This is a genomic window from Natrarchaeobius chitinivorans (genome assembly GCF_003841505.1).
GTDB classification, from domain to species: domain Archaea; phylum Halobacteriota; class Halobacteria; order Halobacteriales; family Natrialbaceae; genus Natrarchaeobius; species Natrarchaeobius chitinivorans.
In genome coordinates this window covers 39,914-65,987 of record NZ_REGA01000022.1, presented here as the reverse complement: position 1 = coordinate 65,987, position 26,074 = coordinate 39,914, and the positions used below count along the sequence as shown (strand labels likewise).

The following is a 26,074-nucleotide window of genomic DNA, read 5'->3' as shown; positions in this document are numbered from 1 at the left end:
GGAATGCCGACTGCGCGTCGCCTCCGTTACGTTCGCTGGCAACTCGCGTGGATGCTCGCGACGATCCTCGGGTTTACCGTGATCGGATCGTTCTCGCTCGAGTTGTTCTTCGTTGCCGCGCTGATCGGCCTGTTGATAGTTACCGAACTGACGGCCCCGTTTAACGTCTCGCCGGCCTGGCGAGACCGGCTTCCGTGGCTCGTCCTGGTCGGGTTGGTGGCGTTTGCCGCCCTCCTCGCGCGACGAGTACTGGTTGTCTTGCCGCCGGAGGTGCTTGTGACGTGAGCGTAGACGCCGACGGCGACCCCGACGGATTCGGTTTCGACCTCGAGATCGACCGGGTCCGGCTCCTCACGTACGCCCTGACCGTGGCCATCGTCTTCACGATCGCCGTCGGTGCCGGCACGTCGACGGCGGCGTTCGGGCCGTTTACTCCTTCGTGGGAGGGGACGACCGAGCTCCGAGAGCGACTCGCGGACGATCCGGAGACCGACGTCGAAATCCTCCGGGAGACGACCGAGTACGGGGATCGGCAAGCTGACGGAACGATCGCGTTCGTCGTTTCACCCGAGCAGTCGTACGACGACGCCGACGCGACTCGAGTACGTCGGTTCGTCGAGGATGGCGGAACGCTCGTCGTCTTCGACAATTTCGGCACTCACGGGAACGACGTGCTCGCGGACGTCGGTGCCGATTCCCGGTTCGACGGCCGCGTGGTACGCGACGACCATCGGTACGACGGGGGGCCATTGATGCCGATCGCACAGCGTAGCGCGGATCACCCGTACACGGCTGGTGCCGAGCGGCTGTCGCTCAACTACGCGACCGCGGTCGACCCGGGTGGGGGCCCGGACGCGAACCGGACGAGCGCCGACGGAAACACGACGGTCCTGTTCGCGACGAGTGAGTTCGCTCGACTCGAGGACGCCGATGGCGAACCAGGAACGGACGACCGGTCGATGGATTCCGTCGGCCCGTACCCGGTGGCGACGGTCGAATCCGTCGGCGACGGTCGCGTCGTCGCCGTCGGTGATCCGAGCCTCGCGGTCAATGCGATGATCGACCGCGAGGACAACGCCGCGTTTCTGACGACCTTCGCCGCCGACGGCGACCGCGTCTACTTCGACGTCTCCCACGCCGAAGAGTTGCCACCGCTTGCGAACCTGCTCGTGACTCTTCGGCAATCGCCCCCGGTACAGATACTCGTCGGCTTCGCCGTCGTCTCCGGTATCGGCCTGTCCACGAATCGTCGCGTGCGAGCGGCGGCCGCGACCGCCCGCCGTCGATGGGCACTTCTCGTCGACTCGAGCGAGCGATCTGCCGGCGTGGACGATAGCCGGCCGAGCCCGGCACGCGAGCCGACTCGAGCGGCTGTGAGCACCGAATCTGACCGACATCGACCGAGTGATTCACACGAATGAACGGACCGAATCCACGGAGTGACGATCGAACTGCCACGAACCGACACCGCGATCCGGGCGCGATTTTCCGGGCGCTCTCCGAGGAAATCGGACACGTCCTCGTCGGCAACGACGACGTGGTCGAGCACCTGACGATCGCGCTGTTGACCCGCGGACACGTCCTGTTGGAGGGCGTTCCGGGAATCGCGAAGACGACGGTCGCGAACCTCTTTTCCCGGGCCACCGGCCTCGAGTACAGCCGCGTCCAGATGACGCCTGACACCCTGCCGGCGGACGTTACCGGGACGACCGTCTACCGCGAGGCGTCCGGCGAGTTCGAGTTCGTAAAGGGGCCGGTGTTCGCGAACGTCGTCGTCGCCGACGAGATCAACCGTGCGACGCCGAAGACCCAGTCAGCTTTGCTCGAGGCGATGGCGGAGCGACAGGTCACGATCGAGGACGAAACCTGTCCGCTTCCGTCGCCGTTTCTCGTCGTCGCAACGCAGAACCCGATCGAAATGGAGGGGGTGTTCGAACTGCCGGAGGCCCAGCGCGACCGGTTCCAGTTCAAACTCGAGATGACGGTTCCCGACCGCGAGGCCGAACGTACGCTGGTCGACCGGTTCGACTCGAAACCGCAGCTGGGGCCGGCGGCTCTCGAGCCGGTCGTCACGAGAACCGAATTGCTGGCGGCCCGCGAGTACGTTCGCGACGTCCACGTCGCGCCGGCAGTCAAGGAGTACGTACTCGACCTGGTTCGGGCGACCCGTGATCGGCCCACCGTTACCCACGGCGGCTCGCCGCGGGCCACGCTCGCGTTCGTCGACGTCGCGAAAGCGGCCGCGGCGATCGACGGTCGCGACTACGTCATCCCCGACGACGTAAAGCGGTTCGCGACGCCGATTCTCGCACATCGTCTCGTGTTGAGCACCGACGCCGATCTGGGCGGCGTGGTTCCAGGCGAAATCGTCGACGACGTCGTCGACTCCATCGAGCCACCCGGTGCGGACGCGATTGGGGAAGGGCTCGATCACGAGATCTGATCGGCGACGGCCGGCTTACTCGATCAGTTCGACTTCGGTGTACCGACGTCGGCCGTCGTATCGGCCCCTGCCTCGAGTTCCCACCGACAGGTGATCAGCCAGCCGGATTGCTCGTCGCCGGCGACCTCGAGTGCGATCGGGTGCTCGAGGCCGACCGCGAGGCCGACTGCGAGAAACGACGCGATCGGATGGTCGAACCGATCGACGTCGCCGAAGGTGCTCTCGGTGACGGCGAACGTGACGCGAGTCGGGTCGACGTCTACGGTCGCGCTTCTCGCGAACTCGAACTGTTCGACGAGCGCGTCGGCCAGTTGAGCGGAAAGCGGTGACGGCGTGCGTGCGAGTTCGGCCGCCAGCGTGCGCTCGAACTCTTCGAAGAGGTGGTGTCCGGTCGGCTCGAGAACCAGCCCGCGGGCGGTTTCGTCCGTGACGATCGGGCCGTCGTCGCCGTCGGGGAACTCGTACTGTCGGTACCGAGGGACGAACAGCCGACAGGCGGGGGATCCTCGTTCCGTTTCGGGAACGTAGAGACGTTCGTCGCCGAGACCGAGTGCCTCCGCGATCGTCCGCTGGTTGGCCGCGAGTGCGGCGTAGACGCGTTCGCCGACGTCTGCGGGGACGAACGCACCGGGCGAGAGGTAATAGGTCAAAACTGCGGCGAACAGCCCGGTCGCGCCGAGAGCGAGGAGGACGTCGCGAACGTCTGCGAGGAGGAGGCTGGCACCGATCGCGAAGAGGCCGACGAGGGCGAGTGCGATCGCCCGCGTCCGGTACCGGACTCGCTTGACGCGGGCATACTCGTTTCTGAGCCGCCGGTTTTCCGACTCGAGGAGCTCGTTTTGTCTGGCGAGCTCGGCTCGTTCGGGCTCTCTCGAGTCGTCACCCGTCGCGTTCGGTTCGGTCGTTTGGCGGGACGGTGCGGTCGTCTCCTGGGAGGCGTCGGTGTTGCTCATCGTTCGTCTCCGTCGGGTGTTTCATACGGTCTGCTATGACCGATTGCCGGTCGATCTCTCGACGTTCTGCGATCGACCGGAACAGACTCATCGTAGACCGTCTCACTCGATCTGTCGGCGCTCGGCGGGTTCACACTGAGGCGCTCGTATCGGTGGACGAGATACGAAAGGGTGGCTGCGACCGCGCCCGTTACGAGACCCGCGAGCAGGATCGAACCCCCCGTGCTCGCGAGTGCGAGCCAGCCGATGGCGGCGAGTCCGCTGACTGTCGTGACTGCGGCGAGTCCGAATCGGAGTGGCGTGGCGGTCCGAACCCCGGCAGCGAGCAGCGTAATGGCAAACGCCACGATCGGAACCCGTACCGGCTCGAACCCGAATCCGACGGTCGGAAACGCCCCGGCCAGTCCGACGAATCCGACAGCCAGCCCGTACGGCGGGCCGAAGGCGTACCAGACGACGGCGGTGGCGAGGCCGATCGCGACACCGATCGAGCCGACGGTGAGCCACAGCGTCGCGAGGGTCACGAGCAATGCGAGTGCCTCGAGTGCCGTCCGATCGGTGGACGTGATCGCGCCGCCGGACTCGGTGTCTGCGTTCACGACAGCCCCCCACGGGAACGACCCCGTCCGTCGTGTTCCCCGGTCAGAAGCGTCGAGAACCGATCGACGGGGCCGACTTCCAGCGCGCTCACGTTCTCCATCCGGGAGAGGTCGCGGCGAAACCGCTCGAAGTCGTGGTACTGATCGAAGGCGCGCTCGCGATCGTCGGTGTCGCCTCCGTAGAGGACTGCCGGTGCGAGGAAGACGAGAACGTCGGTACCGCTGCTGCGGGCGATCGACACCGTCCGCCGAAGTTCGTCGGGGCGGGCGCAGTCGGTGAACACGACCGTCCGCTGGCGGTGCTGTTGTGCACCGAGGGCCGCCCTGACGCCGTCGGCGAGCGAGTCGACTCCGATCCGGTCGGTCCCACTCGCTCGCTCCTCGTAGAACGGGCGAAGCGTCGCGACGAACGGCCCCTCGTCGGTCCCGCCCCCGGTGATGTCGCCGAGACGCCGTCGCGCTTCGTCACCGGTGAGCCGTCGGCCGCACTCGAGTGTCCCAGTCGCGCTCGGCTCGAGGTCGAACAGTCGCCGCCGGATCGTTCGGTACTCGCCGCCGGCGGTCGTCCGGCCGACGTGGCTGGTGATGCCGTCGTCGTCGACGCTGACGAGTTCGATCGGATTGCCCCGCTGGAAGGCGGTTTCGGCGAACGAAAGCGCGACGTCACGGAGGTAATCGAACTTCGTTTCGCCGAGTGACCCGTCGGCGAGCGTTCCCCGGTGGTCGACCACGAGCACCGTTCGGCGGTCGGTATCAGTCTCGAACTCCCTGACGTGGGGTGTTCCGAGACGCGCCGTCACCTTCCAGTCGATCCTGTCGGCCGTATCGCCAGGAACGTACTCGCGGAGTTCCGCGGGAACCTCTCCGGCATCGAGACGCCCGCTCTCGTGTTCTCCGTACGCGCTTCCGATGCGGTTGCCGGCGGCTCCGACGTGGATCCGGTCGTCGTCACGCGGGGCGACTGTGACCGTCGGAGGGTCGCCGGCGGTAATCGTTTCCTGGACGTATCCGTCGGTTGCCGTCACCGTCGGCTCGTCGAACTCGTGGCGGCCCGAAACCGGCCACGCGACGGGACGGGTGACGGTCGCCGTCGTCATTCCCGACTCGAGCGTGAGCGCGAGCGGCGTCGCCGCCCTATCGTCGCCCAGAGAGGCGGGCGTCGGCACGCCGCCGGAGAGTGACAGGCGTAGACTGGAGGGTTCCTCGAGGGTCGCCTCGAGCGTAACCGAGACGGAATCGCCCGCGCGAAACGTGGTTTGCTCGAGTTCCTGCGTGACCGACAGTCCGTCGACCACTCCCAGCAACTCGATCGTGAACGCGATCTGTCGTGCGACGATCCAGCCCCAGACGGCGACGGCACCTGCGAGGTACAGCGGACTCTCGAGGACGATCCCGAAGCCGACGAGAACGACCGAGAGCACCCAGACCGCCAGGAAACGCGAGTTCGGTTGCATAGGTTTAGATTCGAGCCCCGATCGGCGGCCGAGCGACGAGACACATGTACCGGTTCACGTCCGGTTCAATTGAATAGCTTTTTGATTTTAGCCAACGAAAGACAAATGTGAATACGGATGCGTGGCGATGGATTTCACTCGCCGTTCCGCTGATCCTCGTGTTCGTCGCGGTCAGCTCCGGAATCGGGGTGACTGTAGCGGAGTCATCGCCGGCGGGCGTCGCTTCGCCCGCCGCCGTCGTGATGGGGAGCGACGACGCCGACCCGAACGGTGAACCCGACAGCAACGGGATCGACCCACACGTCGATCCCGACGAGTACGCCGAGCCCGGCGACAGCGAAGCGCTGCGTGCGTGGCTGGCGAACCGCCTCGCGGATCGCCTGCGCGCGAGCGTCGCCGAACTCGAGGGCGGCGAGTACGACCGCTCGAAGGTGTACGTCGGCGACGGGTACGCGGATCACGCAGACCGGTACGGTACGCTCGTCGACGAGACTGGCGGGTACGACCGTGAGTTTCCCGAGGATGTGCCTCCGCCGGCCGACGCGTTCGATCGAGCGGGCGCGGATCAGCGGACGCTGGCCGAATCGGTCGAATCCTATCGCAGCGTTCGATCGGCGTACGATCGGGCGATCGTCCGCGGCGACGAAGAGCAAGCGCTGGATCTCGCGCGCGAACTCGACGTCATCGCGGCCGACGTCGCGACGGTCACCGACCGCCTGTCCCGGCAGTTCGCCGGCATCGATCCCGTCGTCGACGCCGACGTCGTCGAGACGCGAACACGCGTCGAGGCCATCGACGAGGAGATACAGCGCGAGCAATCGGCCGTCCGCTCGGATCAGTTCACGACGGCGAGGATCCAAGCGGAGGCCGACGGCGGGACGACCAGCCCCGTCGATCCCGTCGAAATAACCGGGGAGGTAACCCTCGAGAACGGCAGCGAGACGGTCGGCGGCGAACAGATCACGGTCGAAATCAACGACGAGCCTCACTCTGTCCAGACCCGGGGTGACGGCCAGTTCTCGATCGACTACCGGCCGGCCCCGCTCGAGCCGACGGCCGACGAACTCCGGGTTCGATACGTCCCGGACCCCGGAGTCGACCACCTCGGGGACGAGACGACCGTTCCCGTTTCGATCGAGTCGACCGAGCCGTCGGTAGCCGGACTCGAGGAACCCGACCCCGTCGCATACGGCGAGACGGTCGACGTCGCGAGTACGGTGACGGTCGGCGACGAACCGGTCGCCGGCGCGCCGATCACGCTCTCGCTCGCCGGTACGGAACTGGTGTCGACAACGACGACGACCGACGGGCAGATCGACGAGACGGTTCTCGTTCCCCCGTCGGTTCCCAGCGGCGACCGGGAACTGTCCGTGCTGGTCGTCGGAGACGGTCACGCGCTCGAGACGACGAGCGAGCGCGTTCCGATCGCCGTCCAGGAGAGCGGGACACAGCTCGCAATCGTCGCCGATCGAGACGGGGACGGCGTTCTCGTCGGCGGCCAACTGGCGACCGTCGATGGAGTTCCCGTCGCGGAGCAACCGATCGCCTTGTCCGTCGACGGTAATCGTTCTACCACCGTCACGACCGACGACGACGGCCGGTTCGAGGAGAACGTGACGCCCGCCGATCCGGCCGGGGAAGTGACGGTTACCGCGACCTACGATGGGGAAGACGGTAATCTGGCCTCGGCGGAGGAGCGGACGGCAGTCGCGTGGCAGGGATCGGGCGGCGCCTCGTCGCTGGTTTACGACTCCCGTCCGGTGTTTTTCCTCGTCGTGGCGGCCGTCGCTGTCGGCGTCATCCTCTCCGGAACGTGGGGGCTGTGGCGGTACGTTCGCCGCCGCCGGCACTCGCCCGCCACCCACTCCGTCCTGGCGTCTCGAGGGTCGACCGTCGCCGTTCCGGACCCGTCCCCGACGGAGGACGATCGATCCGAATCCCGATCGGAGACGCCGCCGATAATCTCCACCGGATCGGATCGGATCGAGATCGATCCCGGTGGCCCGGCTTCGGCCGGTCGGGCCGACGAACTACTCGAGCGTGCCACGGAGCGCCTCTCGGACGGCCGAACCAACGACGCCGTTCGGGCTGCGTACGCGGCGGTTCGGGCCGAACTCCGGTCGTCGCCGGAGGAAGGGACGCTCACTCACTGGGAGTTCGAAGACCGGTATTCGGGTCCGCAGGCGGAAGAACTGGCGTCGATTACCGAATCGTACGAACGTGCTGAGTTCGGTCCCGCGACGCTCACCGACGAGGAGGCATCGGGTGTTCTCGTCGACGCGCACGCGCTGATCAAACTCGCCGACGAGAACGGCTCGGACGATCTCGAGGGGATCGTCATCGAGACCTGACGATCGATAGGGGACGTATTCGAAATGCACTGTCCGATTTCACACCGTTATGACGAGGCACAGGTTCGATGACTGACGATCGGTTGCGCCGAGTGCTCCTTCCACGACCGCTCCGGGCGATTCCCGCGGATCTCGTCGCCGTCCTCGCGTGTACCGTGACCGTCAACGCCGCCACGTTCCTGCCGGTGGTCCGCGAAACGCCACTCGGAACGCTTCTGGGCGTACTCTTTTTCCTCGTCGTTCCCGGATACGCACTCGTCGCGGCCGCGTTTCCGGGAGCGGGAGACTCGAGGTCGGACCTGGCTTCGAAAGCGGGGGCCTCGAGAACAGACTCGGCCCCGAAAGCGGGAGGACCGAGGCCCGAGCCGGACGCGAGCGGTCTCGATACCGTCGAACGGGTCGCCCTCTCGCTCGCCGCGAGCGTCGCGGTCGTCCCCCTGCTCGTCCTCCCGCTCGAGGTGACGCCGTGGGAGATGCGACTCGGACCGATTATGACCGTCACGAGCGGGTTCGTTCTGGTCTCGACGGCCGCCGCCGTGGTCCGCAGATGGCACTTACCCCCAGAGAGGCGCTTTCGAGTCCGGTATCGCGAGTGGACGTCGTCAGGATGGCGCGACCGAGACGGTCGGCGACGTGGGCCCGCCGTCGTATTGCTCGTCGTGCTGATCGGATCGGTGGCCATCCTCGGCGCCGCAGCGAGCGTCGCCGTTCTGGCTCCGATCGATGGAGAGGGATATTCGTCGATCTACGTCCTGTCCGGGGACTCAGACGACGTCTCCGGCTACCCGTCTTCGCTGGAACTCGCGTCGGGGGAGCGCCACGAACTGACCGTCGGCGTCGACAACGAAGAACACCGGGCGGTCGAGTACGCGGTCGTCGTCGTCGAACAGCGCGTCGATCGAACCGGCGACTCGGTGACGGTGACGGACCAGCGGGAACTCGAGCGCTTCGAGGTGGAACTGAACCACGGGGAACGCTGGCGCCACGGCCACGAGGTCGCGCCGACGATGGATGGCGAGGGGCGGATCGTCTGGTTGCTCTATCCCGACGGCGCGCCGGACGAGCCGACGATCGAACGGGCCGGCCAGTACGTTTCCTTGCCCGTGACCGTCGCCGAACCCGACGACTGATACGAATTGGGCGTTCAGTCTGCGTTCGTCCCTGCTCACGGCCTCGAGGCCGGATCGGCGTACCCGCTCGAGGGAGACCGGTCGTACCGTCGTCGAACGCCCCAGAGAACCGCCGCGATCGTCCCGGTGAGGAGTGCGGGCCAGCGGTCGCTGCTCAGGTAGAGTCCGCCGGCCGGCGGTCGGTACTCCACGAACGGCCAGAGGACGGGATAGGTGTATCCAGTTCCTTTGACGAGAAGCAGGTCCAGCACGTGGTGGGACGCTGCCCCGATCACGATCAACGCGATCACGCGTTTGCGGTGGCCCGGCGCGACCAGTAACGAGCCGAGCAGGGCCACGACGATCGTGCCACCGGTGGTGTGAAGCGCCGTCCACCCCCAGGGAATCCCGAGGGCACTCGTGACCATACCGTCGGTGATCACGTGGTCGATCTTCTTGAAGTCCGGTGAGAGGGCTCCGATCATGACCATGGTTACGTGTGGCGTCCTCGCCCAGTCGTATCGGAGCGCGACGAGCGAGCCGATGACGTAGCCGGCCAGGACGTGGGTCAGAACGTCAGCCATCCGAACCTCCGTCGTCGGATGGGTCGGGATCGAGTCCGGGTTTTCGTGTGTGATCGAGTCCGGATTCTCGCGTCCGCCGCTCGAGTTTGGATTCTTGCCTTCGCCGCTCGAGTTTGGATTCTTGCCTTCGCCGCTCGAGGCCGGACTCTGGCTTTGGCTGCTCGAGGTCAGTGTTTCGTGGATCGCTCTCGCGTGGGTGGGTGAGACGCTTCCACGCGTCGAGGATCGTCCGGTGTCGTGCTCGCGGAACGAACGCGAGCCGTTCACGGTCGAACCGCCACCCCTGGACGAACCGGATCGTCGTCCAGATGCCGCCGACCCACGAGATGTAGTACATGTACGTCGTTTCCCACGACTCCCGCGTAGGTGGCCTGTCGGTCAGCGGAAACACGCGCTCGAGGACGGGCGTGAGCCCCTCGAGACTGCCCGGCGAAATCGCCTCGAGTATCGCCGGTCTGGTCGATCCATACCAGATCAGCAGTCCAACGAGGACGACGAACAGGAACGCGGCCGCGAGTCCTCTCCCTAGCTGGCCGAAGGGCTCCGGTTTCGACTGCAGTGGACGTTTCATCATCGGCTGCGATAGGTGGTGTTTGGACCGGAGCGTAAACGGCATTTCGATTATTCGTCCAATATATACAAATTTATACTATTGAGAAAATAGTAACGAATGTATGGGAGAAACGAATGTGGGTGAACTATCGGATTCGGCCGAAGTCGTCGCGACTGACGATCACCTGGCGACGACGATCGACGGCGAGGCCGTCATCTTGCACCTGGAATCGGGGCAATACTACGGTTTGAACGGGGTGGCATCGTCGCTCTGGGACTCGCTCCAGCAGCCACGAACGGTCGCGCAACTCCGCGAGTACGTCAGTGACGAGTACGACGTCTCTCCAGAGGAGTGTACGGGCGACATCGACTCGATACTGGCCGACTTCTCCGAGGCCGGCCTCGTCGAGATCGAACCCGATCGCGAGGAGTAACTGACGTCGAGACCACCCATGGGTCGAGTTACCGGATTTCTCGCGGTGTCGATCGGAGACAAAGGGCGAATCGTGACGGCGGCGGTATTGTTACTGGTCGTTCGTCTCAGCTTCGTCGTCGTGTCGTTCGCCGCGTTCAGACGGCGGTTGCTCGCGCTGTCGTCGTCGCTGTCGCGGATCGTTCCAGGCTCACCGCCTCCCGTTCGCGTCGCCTGGGCGGTCGAGGTGACAGACCGGACCATCCCGGGACATCGAACCTGTCTGATGCGGTCGTTGACTTCGGAGGCGATTCACAGCGCGTACGGCCACGACGTCGTTCACCGGATCGGCGTCGATCCGGACGGTCCCGGCGACGAACACGCTGTGGACACCTCCGACGACGGTGACCACACCACGGGTAGCGCCGGCGACGAGATCGATATCGATCGACCCGGTGGTGGCGAGTTCGAGGCCCACAGCTGGATCGAACACGACGGGACGGTGATTCTCGGCGATCTCGAGGACCTCTCCCGGTTCGAACCGCTACCGCCGCTTGCCGATCCGGGTGAACCGTGAGCGCGATCGTCGGCGTCGTCGACCGCGGGGGCGGTCACATCGGCGACGCGGAACTCGAGCGGATGCACGACCGTCTCGGTCACCGCGGTCCGGACGGTGGCGGACGGTGGTGTGCGGGGCCGGTCGGCCTCGGCCACCAGTTGCTCTCGACGACTCCGGAAGCCCGATTCGACGACCAGCCCGTTCGCGACGGCGATCTCGTCGGCGTCGTCGACGCACGGATCGACAACCGCGAGGAGTTACTCCGGACGCTCCCGACCGCTGGCGCGTCGAATCGGGTGCCGGACAGCGAACTGGTGGTTCTGGCTTACCGACGGTGGGGGAGTCGGTGCGTCGACCACCTGATCGGCGCGTTCGCGTTTGCGATCTGGAACCGGACCGAGAAGACGCTGTTCTGTGCTCGAGACCACGTCGGAATCAAGCCCTTCTACTATCACCGATCGGCCGATCGCTTCGCGTTCGGCACCGAACTCAGGGCGTTGCTGACCGTCCCGACGGTGTCCGCCGACGTCGACGAGACGACGATCGGCGACTTCCTCACGGGCGTCCTCGAGGACGAGCGGCGGACGTTTTGCGAGGCTATCGATCGCCTCCCGCCGGCCCACGCGATGTGTGTCGATTCGGCGGGGATCGACCAGTGGCGATACTGGGATCTCGATCCGACGCGGACGATATCCCTCGAGTCGGATACGGCCTACGAACGCCGGTTTCGCGAACTGCTCGAGGAGGCGGTCGGCTGCCGACTCAGGTCGTCGGGTCCCGTGGGCGCACAGCTCAGCGGCGGTCTGGATTCGTCGTCGGTTACCGTCGTCGCGAGGGATCTACTACCAGAGACCGAGACGCTTCATACGTTCTCGAACGTCTTCGACGATGCACCCTCGAGCGACGAGCGGGAGTTCGTCGAGACGGTAGTCGATCGACCGGGAATCGAGTCACACTACGTGTCTCCGGAGGGGTGTGGCGCGCTGGTCGACCGGGACCGACTGACTCGACAGTTCGACAGGCCGCCACACAACACGATCCACTTCGGAGAGTGGAAACTCGCGGAGCGTGCCGCCGAAGCCGGCGTCGACGTCGCGTTGAGCGGCGCACTCGGCGACAGCGCGATCAACTACGGGCTGGGTCTATTACCACAGCTCTTTCGCACGGGCCGGTGGCTCGCCCTCTCTCGAGAACTTCGGGCGATGAGCGACGTCGCGGACGCACCTGTTTGGCACCTGTTCGCCCGCCACGTCGTGGCTCCGCTCGTCCCCGAACCGGTCAAACGTCGTCGGCGACGCCGCCGCGGGCAACCGGTGCTCGTCGCGCGCGCGAACCCGACGCTCGATCCCTCGTTCGTCGACCGGACCGACCTCCGATCCCGGTATCGAACGCTCTCCTCGCCCGGTTCGGTGTTCGTCCGAAGTACGGACCGCAAACGCCAGTACCGGTCGATCACGGCCGGACGAAACGTCGCGAACTTCGAGACGGCCGATCTGATCGCCGGCGCGTTCGGCGTCGAGCCACGATATCCGTTCGCCGATAGGCGACTCCTCGAATTTTCGCTTGCAATCTCACCCCGCCAGCAGTTCGCGGACGGGTGGACCAGATCGCTCGTCCGTCGGTCGCTCGAGGACCTCCTTCCCGAGCCGATTCGCCGTCGTCCCTGGAAGACGATGATGAACGAGGCGTTCTGGAACGAACTCACACTCGAGACCGACCGGCTTGCGGAACTCGTCGCCGACCCGGGGCCAGTCACGCGGTATCTCGACATCGATGCGCTCGAGGCCGCCGTCGATCGGTTCGAGAACGAGCCGACCTCACGCGACGCTCGCGCGCTCTGGCGTGCGCTCTCGCTTTCGGTCTGGCTCGACTCGACCGGCTCACCCCCTCGAGAAGAGTACGACGTCCCGACGACCAATCATTAGGATATAAAACAATGAAATTTATATGGGCGGGGGAATAATACTAATTTGATGTCTGAACGCAACTCGAAGCGGTACGAAGCGCCGGAACTGACCGAGTACGGCACCGTCGAATCAATCACCCAGCAGGACAAAGTCGGCACCGGAGACGACCAGTGGTCCGACGGCACGCCGCTCACTGGCTCCGTCTTCTGACGGATCTGCCAGTCGAACGTCGATTCGACATCCCCATTTTTCGAGAAATACGTGAGCAGACGCTTCCGATACAGTTTGCCGGTAGCCGATCAGCTGTCCCGACCCAGTTCGGCGAGAAGGTGTGAGACGTGGATCCGATCGCTCGTGCCCTCGTGCATCTCGAACTCGACGTCGGCCGCCAGCCGGTGGATGCGAGCCAGTTTTCGTCCCTGGTATCGTTTTCGGGCGACGTCGAGGATCGATTCGACGACTTCCTCACCGTCCAGGCCCTCGTCGACGAGCAGGTCGTCGACGGTCTTTCGGGCGTCGGTGAACTCGCCGGCCTCTGCGGCCTCGAGCATCGACTCGATTTCGTCGTCCAGACCGACCTCGCCGAGGGTCTCGTATGCGCCGCCCATCGTCAACTCGCCTTCGGATTCGACCGTCGTCTGGGCCGCAAGGATCGCCTCACGCAGGTTCCCGCTTGCGTAGCCAGCGACGAACTCGAGGCCGTCTTCGTCGTAGTCGACGCCCTCGGCGTCGACGATGCGGGCGAGGACGTCGACCGTCTCCGCGGTGGTGGGCGACCGGAAGGAAACGGGGAAACAGCGAGATCGAATCGGTGGGATCAGTTTGGTCGGCTGGCGGGTCGCGACGATAAACTGCGTCGTCCGGTGGTGTTGTTCCATGATACGGCGCAACGCCTGTTGGAAGTCCTCGCGGACGTCCTCTGCGTTGTCGAGCAGGATCGTCTTGTACTCTCCGGAGACGGCGGCGTAGCTCGCGGACTCTTTCAGGACGCGGTTGATCATGTCCCGCTTCGAGAGGCTCGAGCGGCCGACGAGAAACTGCTCGAATCGCGGATCGTTCTTGATCTCGGTTTTCGTCCGTCCGAAGAAGTCGGCGACGTTGATCTCGATCAGATCGTTGTCCGGATCGGTGTGGGCCGCTCGAGCGAGTGCGCGCGCTGCAGCGGTCTTTCCGCTTCCGGGCGGGCCGTACAGGAGGAGATTGATCGGCTCGTCGACGGCCCGCTGGAGGTACTCGCGGGCGTCGTCCTGTGGCAACTCGGCCAGCTCGGGAGCGTGGGTATCGGTCCACAGCGGCGCGTCCATCGGCAGACGGTACGAACGGCAAGGGTAAGAATCGGTCGATCCGGTGACGTCGGACCGGAGACGGGCGGCAGCGATCTTCTGCCGTCGAACCGGGCAGGCGATCTTCTGCCGTCGAACCGGGCGAACAGTTCACCTGCCGTCGATATGGACGACTGGATACGAGTGATGACCGTCGTCGTCCGCGCGTTCGCCGTCAGTCGCTCTCGTCGTCTGCCTCGGCTTCGTCTGCGCCTTCGTCGTCGCCCTCGGTGTCGTTGTCGGCATCGTCTTCGCCTGCGTCGTCATCGTCGTCGCCCGCCGCTACGTCCGCGATCGTGAACGTGACGTCGACGGATTCGTTGTCGTGTTCGATCGGTTCCGCATCGTCGGGTTCTTCGGGATCACCCGCGTAGAGTCCGGCGGTCAGTTCGTCGTCCTCGTCGACCGACTCCTCGAGTTCGATCGTGACGTTTGCGTGTTCGCCCGGTCCAAGTTGGTCGCTCGTGCCGAGTATCGATTCGTTGTCCTCGACGGCGACGAATCCGTCTTCGGGAATCGCGACGTTCGTCGTAACGTTTTCCTCGTCCGCGTCGACGACGTCGACTGCGGGATCGGTGTGGAACTCGAGTTCGATCGTCTGGAGTGCGCCGTCGTCGTCGGTGTAGACACCGAAGGTCTGTTCGCCCGGCGGTGCACCGGTCGTGTTGACCTCGAAGGTGACTTCCCGGGACTCACCGCCGTCGAGCTCGAGCGCCTGCCGTTCGAGAACCGCACCGTCGACGCGGAATGCGACCGTCTGCTGGGTGTCAAACTCGGTCGGATTACGGATCTCGGCGACGATTTCGATCGTTTCGTTCGTCGTGGCCTCGGCCGGTGCGTCGAAGGACTCGATCACGAACGAGTCGGTGAGCGCGTCGTCGTCGGTGGTCGTGACCGTGGCCGTGTCGCTGACCGGGAACCCGTCTTTCAGGTACGGCCGATCCTCTTCGCCGTCGGTTTCGTCGTAGGCGTACGTCTCGTCGCCGGTCGTGTCCTGGTGGACCGTCGCGGTCAACTGACCGTACAGGTCGGGTTCGGCGTCCTCGTCGATTCCGACGGTCACGTTCTCGTGGGTTCCACTCCCGAGGTACTCAGAGACGGCGATGGGATCCGTACCGCCGTCGCTGATCACCACGAAGCCCCCCTCCGAGAGCGAGACCTCGCTGATCGTCACGTTCGTGCCGTCGCCTTGCTGGTCCTCGAATTCGATCGATGCCTCGAGGTCCTGGTCGACGCCGAAGATCGCCGGGGCCTGCCCAACGATGATGCCCGCGGCGAGGACGATCGCAATCGCGATCACGATCGCACCGATGCGTTTTACCGTGCCAACCGTCGATCTCGTGCTCATCTGGGGGGTGTATCGCTCGTTACTCGATCAGTAGGGACTGGAGTGACGTAAAACGCGCCCTCCGTTTGCAGGAATCGGATCGTTCGCGTCGATTCAACTCGGTAATGATTGCTTACCGAGACTGATCCGCGAGCCGGCTGTGGGTTCGACGAATCGGTTCGGTCGACACCGTTTCTGGGGATTTGATCGAACCCCCACGATTTAGACGGATTGTTGTACCGATGTCCCGGCACACTCACGACTCGGGCGGCAGGTGTGTCGGAACTGTCTTCCAGTAACCCGTATCGGGTCAGTTCACGGCTCCGGTTCGAGCGATCCGAAGGCGGTTTAGTCGCGGCTCTCCGAGTCTCTCCCGATGCCACTGCGCGTGACGTTCCTCGGGACGGCCGGGGCGATTCCGACGACCGAGCGGAACCCGAGCGGAATCTTCGTCGCCCGCGAGGGTGAGGAGCTGTTGTTCGACGCCGGCGAGGGAACCCAGCGCCAGATGATGCGCTTTGGAACGGGATTTTCGATCTCGAAGCTGTTCGTCACGCACCTTCACGGCGACCACGTCCTCGGAATTCCCGGATTACTCCAGACGATGGACTTCAACGACCGCGAAGCGCCGCTTACGATCTACACGCCACGCGGGACGCGGGGCCAACTCGAGGGACTCGCCAACGCAGTCGGAAACCGACCCTCCTTTCCGGTCGAGATCCGCGAGGTCGACGGCGGCGACGTCGCCTACCGCGCCGACGAGTACGAGGTGCGGGCGTTCGCGACCGACCACGACGCCCGGTCGGTCGGCTACGCGCTCGTCGAGGACGACCGCAAGGGCCGATTCGACCGCGAACGCGCCGAGGAACTCGGCGTGCCGGTCGGACCGAAGTTCTCGAGGCTTCACGCGGGCGAATCCGTCGAACTCGAGGACGGGACCGTCGTCGAGTCGGATCAGGTCGTCGGCGATCCACGGCCCGGCCGAGCCGTCGTCTACACGGGGGATACCCGGCCGACGGCGGCGACGATCGAGGTCGCGGCGGAGCCGGATCTGTTGATACACGACGCGACCTTCGCAGCAGATCGCGCCGACCGCGCCGCGGAGACGGCCCACTCGACCGCCCGGCAGGCCGCCGAAATCGGGAACCGTGCCGGCGCGAAACGACTGGCGCTTACGCACCTCTCCTCGCGGTACGCGGGAGACGTCGACGATCACCTCGCGGAGGCTCGTGGCGTCTTCGAGAACGCGTTCGTCCCCGAGGACGGACAGAAGGTCGACGTTCCGTTTCCCGATGCAAGCGACTGACGACGACGGGATCTCTCGAGCGCCGATTTTGCACTCGAGACTGATTTCGTGTCGCAGCCATCGAAACGCGGTCGAACTTTTCCCGAACCGCCTGTGGAGTGATCGTCCGTTCGGAAACCGTTTCGGTAGACGCACGTTTTCCGAGATACCGTACTCACACCCCTGATTCCGACTACGATATGGGGTAACAAACCGCTTGCATGGGTGCCATCGTCCGCGGACCTCGACGGAAATGGTAGGTCTTTTACCCCTCTCGAAGCACCGTACAGACGAGATGAGCTACGAGAATATCGAGGTCCCCGAAGGGGGAGAGAAGATCACGCTGAAAGAGGGTACCGAGAACGAACTCGAGGTGCCTGACGATCCGATTATCCCGATTATCTACGGTGACGGCGTCGGCAGCGACGTCGGTCCTGCTGCACAGCAGGTACTCGACGCCGCGGCGGAGGCGACCGGTCGCGAGATCAACTGGATGCGCGTCTACGCCGGCGAATCCGCTCGCGAGAAGTACGACGAGAATCTGCCCGAGGAGACCGTCGAAGCGATCAAGGAACACCGCGTCGCGATCAAGGGACCGCTGACGACGCCGGTCGGTGCCGGCTTCCGATCGCTGAACGTCGGTCTGCGAAAACTGCTCGATCTCTACGCGAACGTCCGGCCGACCTACCACCTCGAGGGCGTCCCGTCGCCAGTCTCCGAGCCCGAGAAGATGGATATGGTCACGTTCCGTGAGAACACCGAGGACGTCTACGCCGGTATCGAGTGGGAAGCCGGTACCGACGAAGTCGAGCAGGTCAAGCAGTTCGTCGAAGACGAGATGGGCGAAGACGACGTCATCCACGACGGCCCCGTCGGCATCGGCATCAAGCCGATCACCGAGTTCGGGACGAAACGACTCGTCCGCCGCGCCATCGACTACGCGCTGGAACACGACCGCGACTCGGTCACCCTCGTCCACAAGGGCAACATCATGAAGTTCACCGAGGGGCAGTTCCGCGACTGGGGCTACGAGGTTGCCAACGAGGAGTACGGCGACGAGGTCATCACCGAGGACACCCTCTGGGAGGAACGCGACGGCGAGGCCCCCGAGGACGCCGTCGTCGTCAACGATCGCATCGCGGACAACATGCTCCAGCAGTTGCTGACCCGCACGGACAACTACGACGTCATCGCGACGATGAATCTAAACGGTGACTACATGTCCGACGCCGCCGGCGCACAGATCGGCGGTCTCGGCATCGCTCCCGGGGCGAACTTCGGTGACGGCCGACTGCTCGCCGAACCCGTCCACGGCTCCGCACCCAAATACGAGGGTCAGGACAAGGTCAACCCGACCGCCATGATCCTCTCGGGTCGCATGATGCTCGAGTACCTCGGCTGGAGCGACGCCGCCGACCTCGTCCGTGACGCCGTCGAGGAGACCATCTCCTCGGGCAAGGTCACCTACGACTTAGAGCGCCAACTCGAGGACGCCGAGAAACTCGCCACCAGCGAGTACGCCGACGCAGTCGTCGAAAACATCGAACAGCTGTCGTAGACCGTTGTTCGAGCGGTCAGAACGCCGGGCGTTCTGCCGACATCGAGATGCTGTCGTACTCTCGGGCGTGCTGACCGACCACACGAACGCTACACGTACCGTTTTATTTCTCTCCGCTCTTCTCTCTCTTCTGGTCCGGCCAGCTGTGACTGGCTATCTGCGACCTCAGAAAGTGACGTGGTTTCATGGAACACGTCACTCACAACCAGTCATTCGTTCCTGCGCCGACCACCTGGTCGCTGTTCCGACCGGCAGTTACTCGACTACTATCGTGCTCACGGTGAGTCGTAATCCTCACAGTCGGTTCCGTTGATTTCGGAGTCTCCGTTGCAGTCGAGTGAGGTGTCGAAGTAGGCGTCGCCGTGGACCGTTCCGTCGTCGAGCGCGATAGTTCCGTAGTCGGTCGAAATGTCGCCTTCGACGGTACTCGAGTCGATGTCGATTCCGTCATCGGTCTGGATCTCACCTTCGACGGTACTCGAGTCGAGTACCGCCACCTCACCGTTGGCGTAGATCCCGCCCTCGATCGCCGTCCCCTCGAGGACAGTGTCCTCGTAGTCGCCGTAGACGTCTCCGACGTCGCTGTTCGTGACCGTGATGCCGTCGGCATCGACGTAGTCGCCGACCGTGACGTCCTCGAGAGTCACCGATGCATACGCTGCGTTGATGCTTCCGTCGATCGTGCTGGACACGGCGTCGACACCGCTCTGGCCGCTGACGTCGCCGGTGACCGTCGCGTCTTCGAGCGTCACTCTGTCACCGAGCGCGTCGACGTCTCCGTCGACGTCGCTGTTCGTGATCGTGATGTTGTTGTTCGCCTCGACGTCGTCTCCGACGCTCACGTCGGTGATGGTAATCTCGCTGTGTTCTGACGTGAGGATCTGTTCGAACTCCGAATCGAACGCGGTGATGTTCCCCTGTGCGGAGACCTCGCCTTCGACGCTGCTGTCCTCGGCGTAGACGGCGTCGGTGTTCGGACTACCTGCGGCCGGAGCACTGACGTCGAGGTCGCCGTCGATTTCGCCTCGCTCGAGGCTCGCCGTCGATCCGGTCGTGTCTTCGGTGATGAAGCCGTCGGTGACGCTTACGTTTCTGTCGACGTTGACTATCCCGTCGATGAATCCGTCCTCGATCGTGACGTCCTCTGGGGACTGACTGCTCCCGACGTCACCGATGACGCCGCCGCCGTCCTCGACGTAGACCGGGTAACTCACGTCGACGTCACACTCGATTACCTCGTCGATGACGACGGCGGTTTCGCCGTTGACGGTCTCCGGTTGGAGGACGGTATTACAGTCGCCGGTCGGGCCAGGAATGTGGCGTTCGCCGCCACCGCCACCGCCGCCGCTGCTTCCGCTGACGGTCAGCGTCGTGAGCAGATGCTGGGTTTCGCCGTCTTCTGACTCCCAGACGACCCGAATCTCGTTGTCGTCGTTGACCGGTTCGAGGTCGACGCGCTCGCCCGACCGGAGTGCCTCCTCGCTCCATCCCGTCTCGGTTTCGTTCCCGACCAGTCGCACCCGCTCCGGATCGAGGTCGTCGCCCGCGTAATTGACGAGTTCGTAGCCGTCACCGTCTGCGGACTCTCTGACCTCGAGGCCGGTGTCCGGGGCCGGATCCGGCGTATCGGTCATCCCCATCAGGACCGTAGCGGAGACCGTTACGACCGCGACCGTGATACCGATCATCAACACTGCGGCGATAACCGGGGACACCCCACGATCGTTCCCGTTCGGCCGCCTATTCTTCCACCCGAGACACATTTGCTAGAAATCTATTCTATTCGATTATAAAGCTATCCGTTAGAACACATCGGGATCGTTCGCGGCCGATTCGCGGATTCCCGCTCGAGGCGTCCTCACAGCGATGCAAGGAGAACCCACGTCTTCGGTTGCTGGTAACTGGCGGGATCTCGCGTCTGTGACCGGGACACCGCACCGACAGTCGTAACGTTCTCACCCTCGAGATTCGTACGCCCGTTCGATGGTCGACGTACGTATCGCCGAAACCGACCGGGAACGCACGGACGCCTTCGCGGTCCGCCAGGACGTCTTCGTCGACGAGCAGGGGGTCGACGAGGACGTCGAGTACGACGAGTACGACACCGATGCCGTCCACTTCGTCGCCTACGACGACGGGGAACCCGTCGGCGCGGCCAGACTCCGCGAACTCGAGGACGGTGGCGGAAAGGTCGAACGTGTTGCGGTGAAACGAGCACACCGGAACGAGGGGATCGGTCGAGCGCTGATGGACGTACTCGAGCGCGAGGCGAACTCGCGCGGTATCACCTCGTTTACGCTGCACTCCCAGACGCACGCGGCGGACTTCTACCGCCGCCTCGGCTACGAACGCCACGGACCGGAGTTCGACGAGGCTGGAATCCCACACGTCGAAATGCGAAAGTAACTCCACCGGCCGACTTCGCACTGGATTTCGTCCGACAGTATGAACTGTCGTCCCGACTCAGTCGTAGTTATGTACGCCGTCGTCGGCTGTAGCGAGTGTTCGAACCTCTGGATTATCGAGGGGCGGTCCGAGACGACCCAGTGTCCGCGGTGTGGTTCGCGTCGCGCATACGAGAAACGCAAGAAGTTCGTCGAGACGGACGATGTCGACCACGCCCGGGACGTGCGCGCGTCGATGCTCGCGAACCGCCAGGGCGAAGGCGACGCGTTCGCCGAACTGGACTCGTTTTCGGACCTCGAGGACGACGTGGCGGATGGCGTCGTCGGCGAGACGGAGTACGTCGAAGCGGCCGGTCTGGACGTCGACGAACTCGAGGCGGCGGGCGATCGGGATCCGCGGGGGTCGACGCGAACCGGGAGCAAGAAGGAAATCGTCGAACGGGCGCTCGAGGACCTCGAGGGACCGACCGAGAGCGAGGTCGTCGACTACGCCGGCGAGCACGGCGTCTCCCCGTCCTACGTTCGGGACGCACTCGACAAACTCGTCCGACGCGGCGCAGTCAGCGAGAGCCGGGGTCGGTACCGAAAACTGTAGGGTCGTTTCAGTCGAGGGCCGCTCGAACCGAGAACGGCAGGGCTTTGAGTCGAGCGACGGAATCTCGAGGTGATGACCGAGCAGGTCGACGTCCAGGAACTCGCGATCGGCGTCGGAACGGTGATCGCGTTCGCCCTCTACGGGTACGGATCGGTCGTCAACGAGACGATTCTGGGCGTCGACGCCACCGACCTCGCGATTCTGGCGTTCGCCGGGACGTTTCTCGCCGTCGCCACGCTCCACGGCGCGTACGGCCGTCGGGATTTCGCGCTTGCACACGCCGTCGCCGGCGTCGGCCTCGCTCTCGTCGCGGTCGGCTCGAGCGGGGTGTACGTCCTGATCGGTTTCCTGTTGCTCGCCGGTGGCGGCGGGTACGTCGCTCGCGAGACGTTGCGCGTCCGGAAGGATGCAAGCGACGCCACGGGGTAGTCCGAGTATCGGTTGCATACGACTCGACGGACGACTCCCGTGTGCCGTCGTAGCTCTCGACAGTCGGTCCACACCTGATCTCGCGATGAGGACGCGGCTCGGGTCAACGAAGTGAGGTGTATCGAACTGAATACGAACGCTCTCAGCACGTGATGCGGTGGTTCAAGTCGTCCGTACAGCATTCACATCACCGTTAACTAAACTCCGGTACGTGCGTAGATGGGATATGCGCGGCGATCCGACGGGGCCGGAGCAAAAAATCGTTATTCCGGCGATCGATGCGGCGAGTAGCGTCGCCTGCATGCGATCGCTCGGAAAGCGCGGTATCCAAACGGTCGCTATCTCCGAACAGCGACGGCCGCCCGGCTTCAACTCCAAGTACTGTGAGGAATCAATTCGAGTCCCCGATCCGGGGAGTAACTTCACCGCCTACGAGGATGCACTCCTCGCGCTCGCTCGTCGACCGGACGTCTGTACGATCATCCCCGTCCGGGAAGCCGATATCTACGCGCTGGCCCGGAATAAGGAGACGCTTACCGATCACGTCGCTACCGTATGGCCGTCGATAGAGAAATTAGGGGCCGTACAGGACCGCGTTCGGTTGTTCGATGCTGCACGGGCGGCCGACGTATCGATACCGAAAACGAAACCCGTAGACGAGTGGACCGATTGGAATACGGACCTGGTCGTCAAACCTCGGTATACAGTTCACGCACCGGAGTATCGGCGAGAGTTCTCCAAGGTCCGTCCACAGGAAAAGTCCGCTCAGTTCGTTCCGACGGACTCGGAGATCGATCGCGCGGCGGTCGTCGACGAGTTCGGACACGTCCCGATCGTCCAGGAGTACGTCCCCAACTCCTCGGAGTACGGGTTTTTCGCGTTGTACCGCGACGGTGAGGCGCTCGCGACGTTCCAGCACCGACAACGACGCGCCTGGAAGTACTCCGGCGGACCGAGCGCCTATCGCGAATCGGTCGCCATCCCCGAACTCGACGCGGCGGGTCGACGGTTACTCGACGAACTCGAGTGGCACGGCCTCGCGATGGTCGAGTTCCTCCGTGATCCCACAACTGGGGAGTTCAAACTGATGGAGATCAACCCACGGTTCTGGACGTCGCTTCCCTTTACCGTCCAGGCTGGGGTCGATTTCCCGCACCTGTACTGGCAACAGGCTACCGGTCGCCCGGTTTCTACCGATCCGGCGTACGACGTCGGTATCGGCGGTCACCTCCTCCGGGGAGAACTCCTCCACCTCCACAGCGTTTTCACCGAGGAGTATCCGGTGGTCGACCGTCCATCGCGTGTACAGACCGTGATCGACATCGGCACGTCACTGGTTCGTCAGCCGCGCTTCGATTACCTCGATCTCGACGATCCTGGCCCGTTCCTACAGGATAGTCGAAACGTGATCGGTGAACTGCTCTCTTCGCGGGCCGGGTCCCCGACGGTCCGTGACGGGGAACGGCCGTTGCCCGAACAGTGATACTTCGGTCCCGGGATACTGTCGGACAGAAGTCAACGAGCAGTCGATCGCGAACTCGCGGCCGTCCCCATCGGTGACGGCCGCGCTCGAGCGATCGATCTTCGAGTAGTTCTGTCCGGCAGTATACGATCGTGTTCACGTCGTGTCTAAATCGAGTCGAGTGAGCCCCCACTCCGCCGGTGAACTGTCCTCGACGACCGTCGCGTCACCGATATCGCGTGCTAACAGCGTCCGCGCCGTCGATTTGACGAACAGCGACAGTGGGACTCGAGTGTCCGGGAAGAACCGGTTTCGCACCGGGTTGGGAACCCCGATCCCGAACGCAGTGAAGTAACTCCTGTTCGAATACTCGGATATCACGGTGCGAACGAGCCGGTCGATTTCGTTCTCTCGAGCGCTGAACTCCCGGGGGACGAGTTCGATAAGTCGGACGCAGTCGTCGACACACGACACGACGACCGCCGCGAGCGCGTCCCCGTCGCGTTTGGCCATGTAGGTTACGTAATCGTGCTCCGGATTGGCGAGCCGCCAGCGATAAAATTCGGGGGATCGATTCGCGTGAATACCCGCCGATTCACGCTCTATCGACGCCAGGAGGGAACACGGTGGGGTTTCGTATCGTTCGATTCGTACGCCCTCGAGATCGGTATCGAGAGACCACCGTTCGGAAAGGGAGGGCGGCGACGTAAATTCGTCGGCGATCGCCGAAGCGGCTCTCTGCAGGTCAGAATACGCGTGTACCAACTCTTTCGACCGATCGCTTTCGACCCGCTTTTCGGCGAGCGCGACGGGATCGTGGAGGCGATAATACATCGGAACGGTCCCGACCACCTTCCAGCCGTGTTTGAGATTTCCGCGTTTCGAATGTTCGTTGGGAAAGTTAAAGAAGAAGTCGGGCCGCCTGTCGGCGTAGTACTCGAGAGCCAGTTCGTTCATTCGACTGAAAAGCCCCTGTCGACGGTGGTCGGGGTGAACCATCGTATCGCACGGTTGTAACCCGATCCGGGTCGTGGCACCGACTCGCATCTCGAGGGCGAAAAACGCACGGCAGCCGACGATTTGGTCGTCTCGCGTCGCGACGATGACCGGGACGTGATCGACGTACGGGTTGTTCTCGAATTTCCACTCGAACCAGTCGTGGCCCCAATTGTGCCCGAAAACAGTGTCGTGTAATCTGATCAGTTGGTCTCGATCGCCCGATCGAAAGTGCCGAATCTGACACTTCTTCGGCTTCTGAGCGGTATACTGGCTCACGGAGCAGAAGGAAATACTGTCTATGAGTTAGTATAGCTGTCACCTGAGAGAGCAAGCCAGACCGTACGCTCTCAGGGCCGATATTTCCCACAGCGTTTCGTTCCCAGTACGTGATGCTTTCCCGGTAGGCCGCTTCCTCCGGATTACGGTTCGAACGATTGGTAGCGACTCCCTACGCCGCGTTCCATCTCGAGTTGCCCGCTCCGTTCATTTTCGCGAGTCGCGACTCACCGATCCGGTGTGGTTCACCGACCCAGGTCCTCGTGTGCGCTCGCGAGGTGGCGCGAGGCCAGTGCCGCGAGCAGGGAGAGTTCGCCGGCGAGTGCTCCCACCGCGATGATCTCCGCCAGCGCGTCGGCGTTCGACCCCGCAGGATCGCCGCCGCCGCGGACGCCGAGGATCTCGAGCGCTTCGGACTGGGTCGGGAGCTTGGTTCCGCCGCCGACGGTGCCGACCTCGAGGGAGGCAAGCGAGATCGAAGCGTAGAGGTCGGCTGGATCCTCCTCGCTTGCAGGTTCGCGGACGTCCATCGTCGTGATCGCGTTTGCGCCTTCGACGACCTGGGCTTCGTCCTGACCGGTCGCGAGAAACGCAGCGCCGACGACGTTGGCGGCGTGGGCGTTGAACCCGAGGCTGCCGGCTTTCGCGCTGCCGATCAGGTTCTTGCGGGTGTTCGCCTCGACGATCGCCGCCGCCGTGGTGTGGAGTCGCTGCTCGAGGATCTCGCCGGGGATCACGACGTCGGCCGTCACCGACCGGCCGCGGCCCTCGACGGCGTTGACCGCGGCGGGTTTCTTGTCCGAACAGAGGTTCCCAGAGAGCGCAACGAGGTCGGCCGGCGTCTCGTCCTCGACGACCGCGCAGGCTTCGCCGGTCGCGATGGTGGCCATGTTCATCCCCATGGCGTCTTTGGTGTCGTAGGCGAACCGGAGGTAGACCGAGTCGCCCACGACGTACGGTTCGACGCCCAGCAACTCGCCGTGGCTCGTGGTCGACTCCGCGGCCTCGCGTAACGCCTCGACGTTGTCTTCGACCCACTCGACCGTCTCCGCGGCCTCGGCGACGCCGTCGACCCGAAACACGGGGGCGCGGGTCATCCCGTTTTTCGTCACGCGGGCGTCAGCGCCGCCCGCGGAGCGAATCACCGAGAGGCCGCGGTTGACCGACGCCAGCAGCGCGCCCTCGGTCGTCGCGAGCGGCAAATAGCGCTCGCCGTCGACCGCGCCACCCGAGACGGCGACCGGACCGACGACGCCCAGCGGAACCTGGGCCGCACCGATCATGTTCTCGACGTTCGGTTCGGCCTGCTTCGCGGGAAATCCGTAGTCGCCAATGGCCTCGAGGTCGGTTCCAGTCTCGCGTTCGACGTGCAACCGTCGGGCCGCCGCGGCGGTGTCGTAGTCGGCGTGTTCCTCGAGTTCGTGGATGCGAAGCTCGCCCTCGCGAACGCGGTCGGCGAGGTCCTCGGCGCTTGTCATGGCTCAGAGCAGACG

25 protein-coding genes are annotated in these 26,074 nt (G+C 64.4%); 15 read left to right on the top strand and 10 right to left on the bottom strand.

Features of this window, described 5'->3' with window-relative positions:
* The first annotated feature begins 3 nt into the window (after positions 1-3).
* The 3 genes from EA473_RS19210 to EA473_RS19200 are packed head-to-tail and all read left to right on the top strand — an operon-like array spanning position 4 to position 2,443.
* Positions 4-285 carry a hypothetical protein gene (locus tag EA473_RS19210; RefSeq protein ID WP_124197261.1) on the top strand — a complete coding sequence of 94 codons (282 nt, stop codon included), beginning with the start codon at positions 4-6 and terminating at the stop codon, positions 283-285.
* Complete coding sequence (locus tag EA473_RS19205; protein ID WP_165875334.1) at positions 282-1,421, top strand: DUF4350 domain-containing protein; 1,140 nt, start codon at positions 282-284, stop codon at positions 1,419-1,421. Before EA473_RS19210 ends, EA473_RS19205 begins: the two co-directional genes overlap by 4 nt.
* Positions 1,418-2,443 carry an AAA family ATPase gene (locus EA473_RS19200; RefSeq protein WP_124197259.1) on the top strand — a complete coding sequence of 342 codons (1,026 nt, stop codon included), beginning with the start codon at positions 1,418-1,420 and terminating at the stop codon, positions 2,441-2,443. Before EA473_RS19205 ends, EA473_RS19200 begins: the two co-directional genes overlap by 4 nt.
* A gap of 23 nt (positions 2,444-2,466) precedes the next feature.
* On the opposite strand, the gene EA473_RS19195 is transcribed toward EA473_RS19200, so the two are convergent.
* Genes EA473_RS19195 through EA473_RS19185 form a run of 3 tightly spaced genes read right to left on the bottom strand, consistent with a single transcriptional unit; the run spans position 2,467 to position 5,449 of the window.
* Positions 2,467-3,396 carry a hypothetical protein gene (locus EA473_RS19195; protein ID WP_124197258.1) on the bottom strand — a complete coding sequence of 310 codons (930 nt, stop codon included), beginning with the start codon at positions 3,394-3,396 and terminating at the stop codon, positions 2,467-2,469.
* Complete coding sequence (locus EA473_RS19190; protein WP_124197257.1) at positions 3,393-3,995, bottom strand: hypothetical protein; 603 nt, start codon at positions 3,993-3,995, stop codon at positions 3,393-3,395. The genes EA473_RS19195 and EA473_RS19190 overlap by 4 nt, the downstream gene beginning before the upstream one ends.
* Positions 3,992-5,449: a DUF58 domain-containing protein gene (locus EA473_RS19185; RefSeq protein ID WP_124197256.1), complete on the bottom strand. Its 1,458-nt coding sequence runs from the start codon at positions 5,447-5,449 to the stop codon at positions 3,992-3,994. The genes EA473_RS19190 and EA473_RS19185 overlap by 4 nt, the downstream gene beginning before the upstream one ends.
* Before the next feature lie 107 nt (positions 5,450-5,556).
* Between EA473_RS19185 and EA473_RS19180 the strand changes: the two genes are divergently transcribed.
* Entirely contained in the window at positions 5,557-7,800 is a 2,244-nt protein-coding gene (locus EA473_RS19180) for a hypothetical protein (RefSeq protein WP_124197255.1), read from the top strand.
* Positions 7,801-7,868: 68 nt separating this feature from the next.
* The gene (locus EA473_RS19175) at positions 7,869-8,930 is read left to right on the top strand and encodes a DUF1616 domain-containing protein (protein ID WP_124197254.1); all 1,062 of its coding nucleotides are present in this window, start codon (positions 7,869-7,871) and stop codon (positions 8,928-8,930) included.
* Between the two features lie 35 nt (positions 8,931-8,965).
* Here EA473_RS19175 and EA473_RS19170 read toward each other — a convergent pair whose 3' ends face one another.
* Entirely contained in the window at positions 8,966-9,493 is a 528-nt protein-coding gene (locus EA473_RS19170) for a metal-dependent hydrolase (RefSeq protein ID WP_124197253.1), read from the bottom strand.
* The gene (locus EA473_RS19165) at positions 9,486-10,067 is read right to left on the bottom strand and encodes a hypothetical protein (RefSeq protein WP_124197252.1); all 582 of its coding nucleotides are present in this window, start codon (positions 10,065-10,067) and stop codon (positions 9,486-9,488) included. The genes EA473_RS19170 and EA473_RS19165 overlap by 8 nt, the downstream gene beginning before the upstream one ends.
* A 100-nt stretch (positions 10,068-10,167) precedes the next feature.
* On the opposite strand from EA473_RS19165, the gene EA473_RS19160 reads away from it, so the two are divergent.
* From EA473_RS19160 to EA473_RS19145, 4 genes are read left to right on the top strand one after another with little or no spacing between them, the layout of a single operon-like run.
* A complete protein-coding gene (locus EA473_RS19160) occupies positions 10,168-10,479 on the top strand; it encodes a PqqD family protein (protein ID WP_124197251.1) in 312 nt (103 codons plus the stop codon).
* Between the two features lie 18 nt (positions 10,480-10,497).
* Positions 10,498-11,034 carry a lasso peptide biosynthesis B2 protein gene (locus tag EA473_RS19155; protein ID WP_124197250.1) on the top strand — a complete coding sequence of 179 codons (537 nt, stop codon included), beginning with the start codon at positions 10,498-10,500 and terminating at the stop codon, positions 11,032-11,034.
* Complete coding sequence (locus EA473_RS19150; protein ID WP_207890219.1) at positions 11,031-12,941, top strand: asparagine synthase-related protein; 1,911 nt, start codon at positions 11,031-11,033, stop codon at positions 12,939-12,941. Before EA473_RS19155 ends, EA473_RS19150 begins: the two co-directional genes overlap by 4 nt.
* A gap of 48 nt (positions 12,942-12,989) precedes the next feature.
* On the top strand, positions 12,990-13,133 hold the full coding sequence (locus EA473_RS19145; protein WP_243645318.1) for a lasso RiPP family leader peptide-containing protein: 144 nt from the start codon (positions 12,990-12,992) through the stop codon (positions 13,131-13,133).
* Between the two features lie 89 nt (positions 13,134-13,222).
* On the opposite strand, the gene EA473_RS19140 is transcribed toward EA473_RS19145, so the two are convergent.
* Complete coding sequence (locus EA473_RS19140) at positions 13,223-14,227, bottom strand: AAA family ATPase (protein WP_124197248.1); 1,005 nt, start codon at positions 14,225-14,227, stop codon at positions 13,223-13,225.
* A gap of 193 nt (positions 14,228-14,420) precedes the next feature.
* Positions 14,421-15,593, bottom strand: a complete 1,173-nt coding sequence (locus EA473_RS19135) for a DUF7282 domain-containing protein (protein WP_124197247.1) — start codon at positions 15,591-15,593, stop codon at positions 14,421-14,423.
* Between the two features lie 355 nt (positions 15,594-15,948).
* Between EA473_RS19135 and rnz the strand changes: the two genes are divergently transcribed.
* Both rnz and icd read left to right on the top strand, forming a co-directional pair.
* Positions 15,949-16,878: a ribonuclease Z gene (gene rnz / locus EA473_RS19130; protein ID WP_124197246.1), complete on the top strand. Its 930-nt coding sequence runs from the start codon at positions 15,949-15,951 to the stop codon at positions 16,876-16,878.
* Between the two features lie 274 nt (positions 16,879-17,152).
* The gene (gene icd, locus EA473_RS19125) at positions 17,153-18,415 is read left to right on the top strand and encodes an isocitrate dehydrogenase (NADP(+)) (protein WP_124197245.1); all 1,263 of its coding nucleotides are present in this window, start codon (positions 17,153-17,155) and stop codon (positions 18,413-18,415) included.
* Between the two features lie 275 nt (positions 18,416-18,690).
* On the opposite strand, the gene EA473_RS19120 is transcribed toward icd, so the two are convergent.
* Positions 18,691-20,178 (bottom strand): type IV pilin N-terminal domain-containing protein, encoded by a 1,488-nt coding sequence (locus tag EA473_RS19120; protein ID WP_124197244.1) that lies wholly within the window; start codon positions 20,176-20,178, stop codon positions 18,691-18,693.
* Between the two features lie 220 nt (positions 20,179-20,398).
* On the opposite strand from EA473_RS19120, the gene EA473_RS19115 reads away from it, so the two are divergent.
* The 4 genes from EA473_RS19115 to EA473_RS19100 all read left to right on the top strand — a co-directional run bounded on the left by EA473_RS19115 (position 20,399) and on the right by EA473_RS19100 (position 23,327).
* Positions 20,399-20,821: a GNAT family N-acetyltransferase gene (locus tag EA473_RS19115; protein WP_124197243.1), complete on the top strand. Its 423-nt coding sequence runs from the start codon at positions 20,399-20,401 to the stop codon at positions 20,819-20,821.
* A 69-nt stretch (positions 20,822-20,890) separates the two neighbouring features.
* On the top strand, positions 20,891-21,415 hold the full coding sequence (locus EA473_RS19110; RefSeq protein ID WP_124197242.1) for a DUF5817 domain-containing protein: 525 nt from the start codon (positions 20,891-20,893) through the stop codon (positions 21,413-21,415).
* A 72-nt stretch (positions 21,416-21,487) separates the two neighbouring features.
* Positions 21,488-21,844 (top strand): hypothetical protein, encoded by a 357-nt coding sequence (locus EA473_RS19105; RefSeq protein ID WP_124197241.1) that lies wholly within the window; start codon positions 21,488-21,490, stop codon positions 21,842-21,844.
* Between the two features lie 226 nt (positions 21,845-22,070).
* Complete coding sequence (locus tag EA473_RS19100) at positions 22,071-23,327, top strand: carboxylate--amine ligase (RefSeq protein ID WP_124197240.1); 1,257 nt, start codon at positions 22,071-22,073, stop codon at positions 23,325-23,327.
* 135 nt (positions 23,328-23,462) lie between these two features.
* Here the strand turns inward: EA473_RS19100 and EA473_RS19095 are convergent, their stop codons facing one another.
* Together EA473_RS19095 and hmgA are read right to left on the bottom strand one after the other, a co-directional pair.
* Positions 23,463-24,581, bottom strand: a complete 1,119-nt coding sequence (locus tag EA473_RS19095) for a GNAT family N-acetyltransferase (protein WP_124197239.1) — start codon at positions 24,579-24,581, stop codon at positions 23,463-23,465.
* Between the two features lie 245 nt (positions 24,582-24,826).
* Positions 24,827-26,059 carry a hydroxymethylglutaryl-CoA reductase (NADPH) gene (gene hmgA / locus EA473_RS19090; RefSeq protein ID WP_124197238.1) on the bottom strand — a complete coding sequence of 411 codons (1,233 nt, stop codon included), beginning with the start codon at positions 26,057-26,059 and terminating at the stop codon, positions 24,827-24,829.
* Positions 26,060-26,074: the final 15 nt, after the last annotated feature.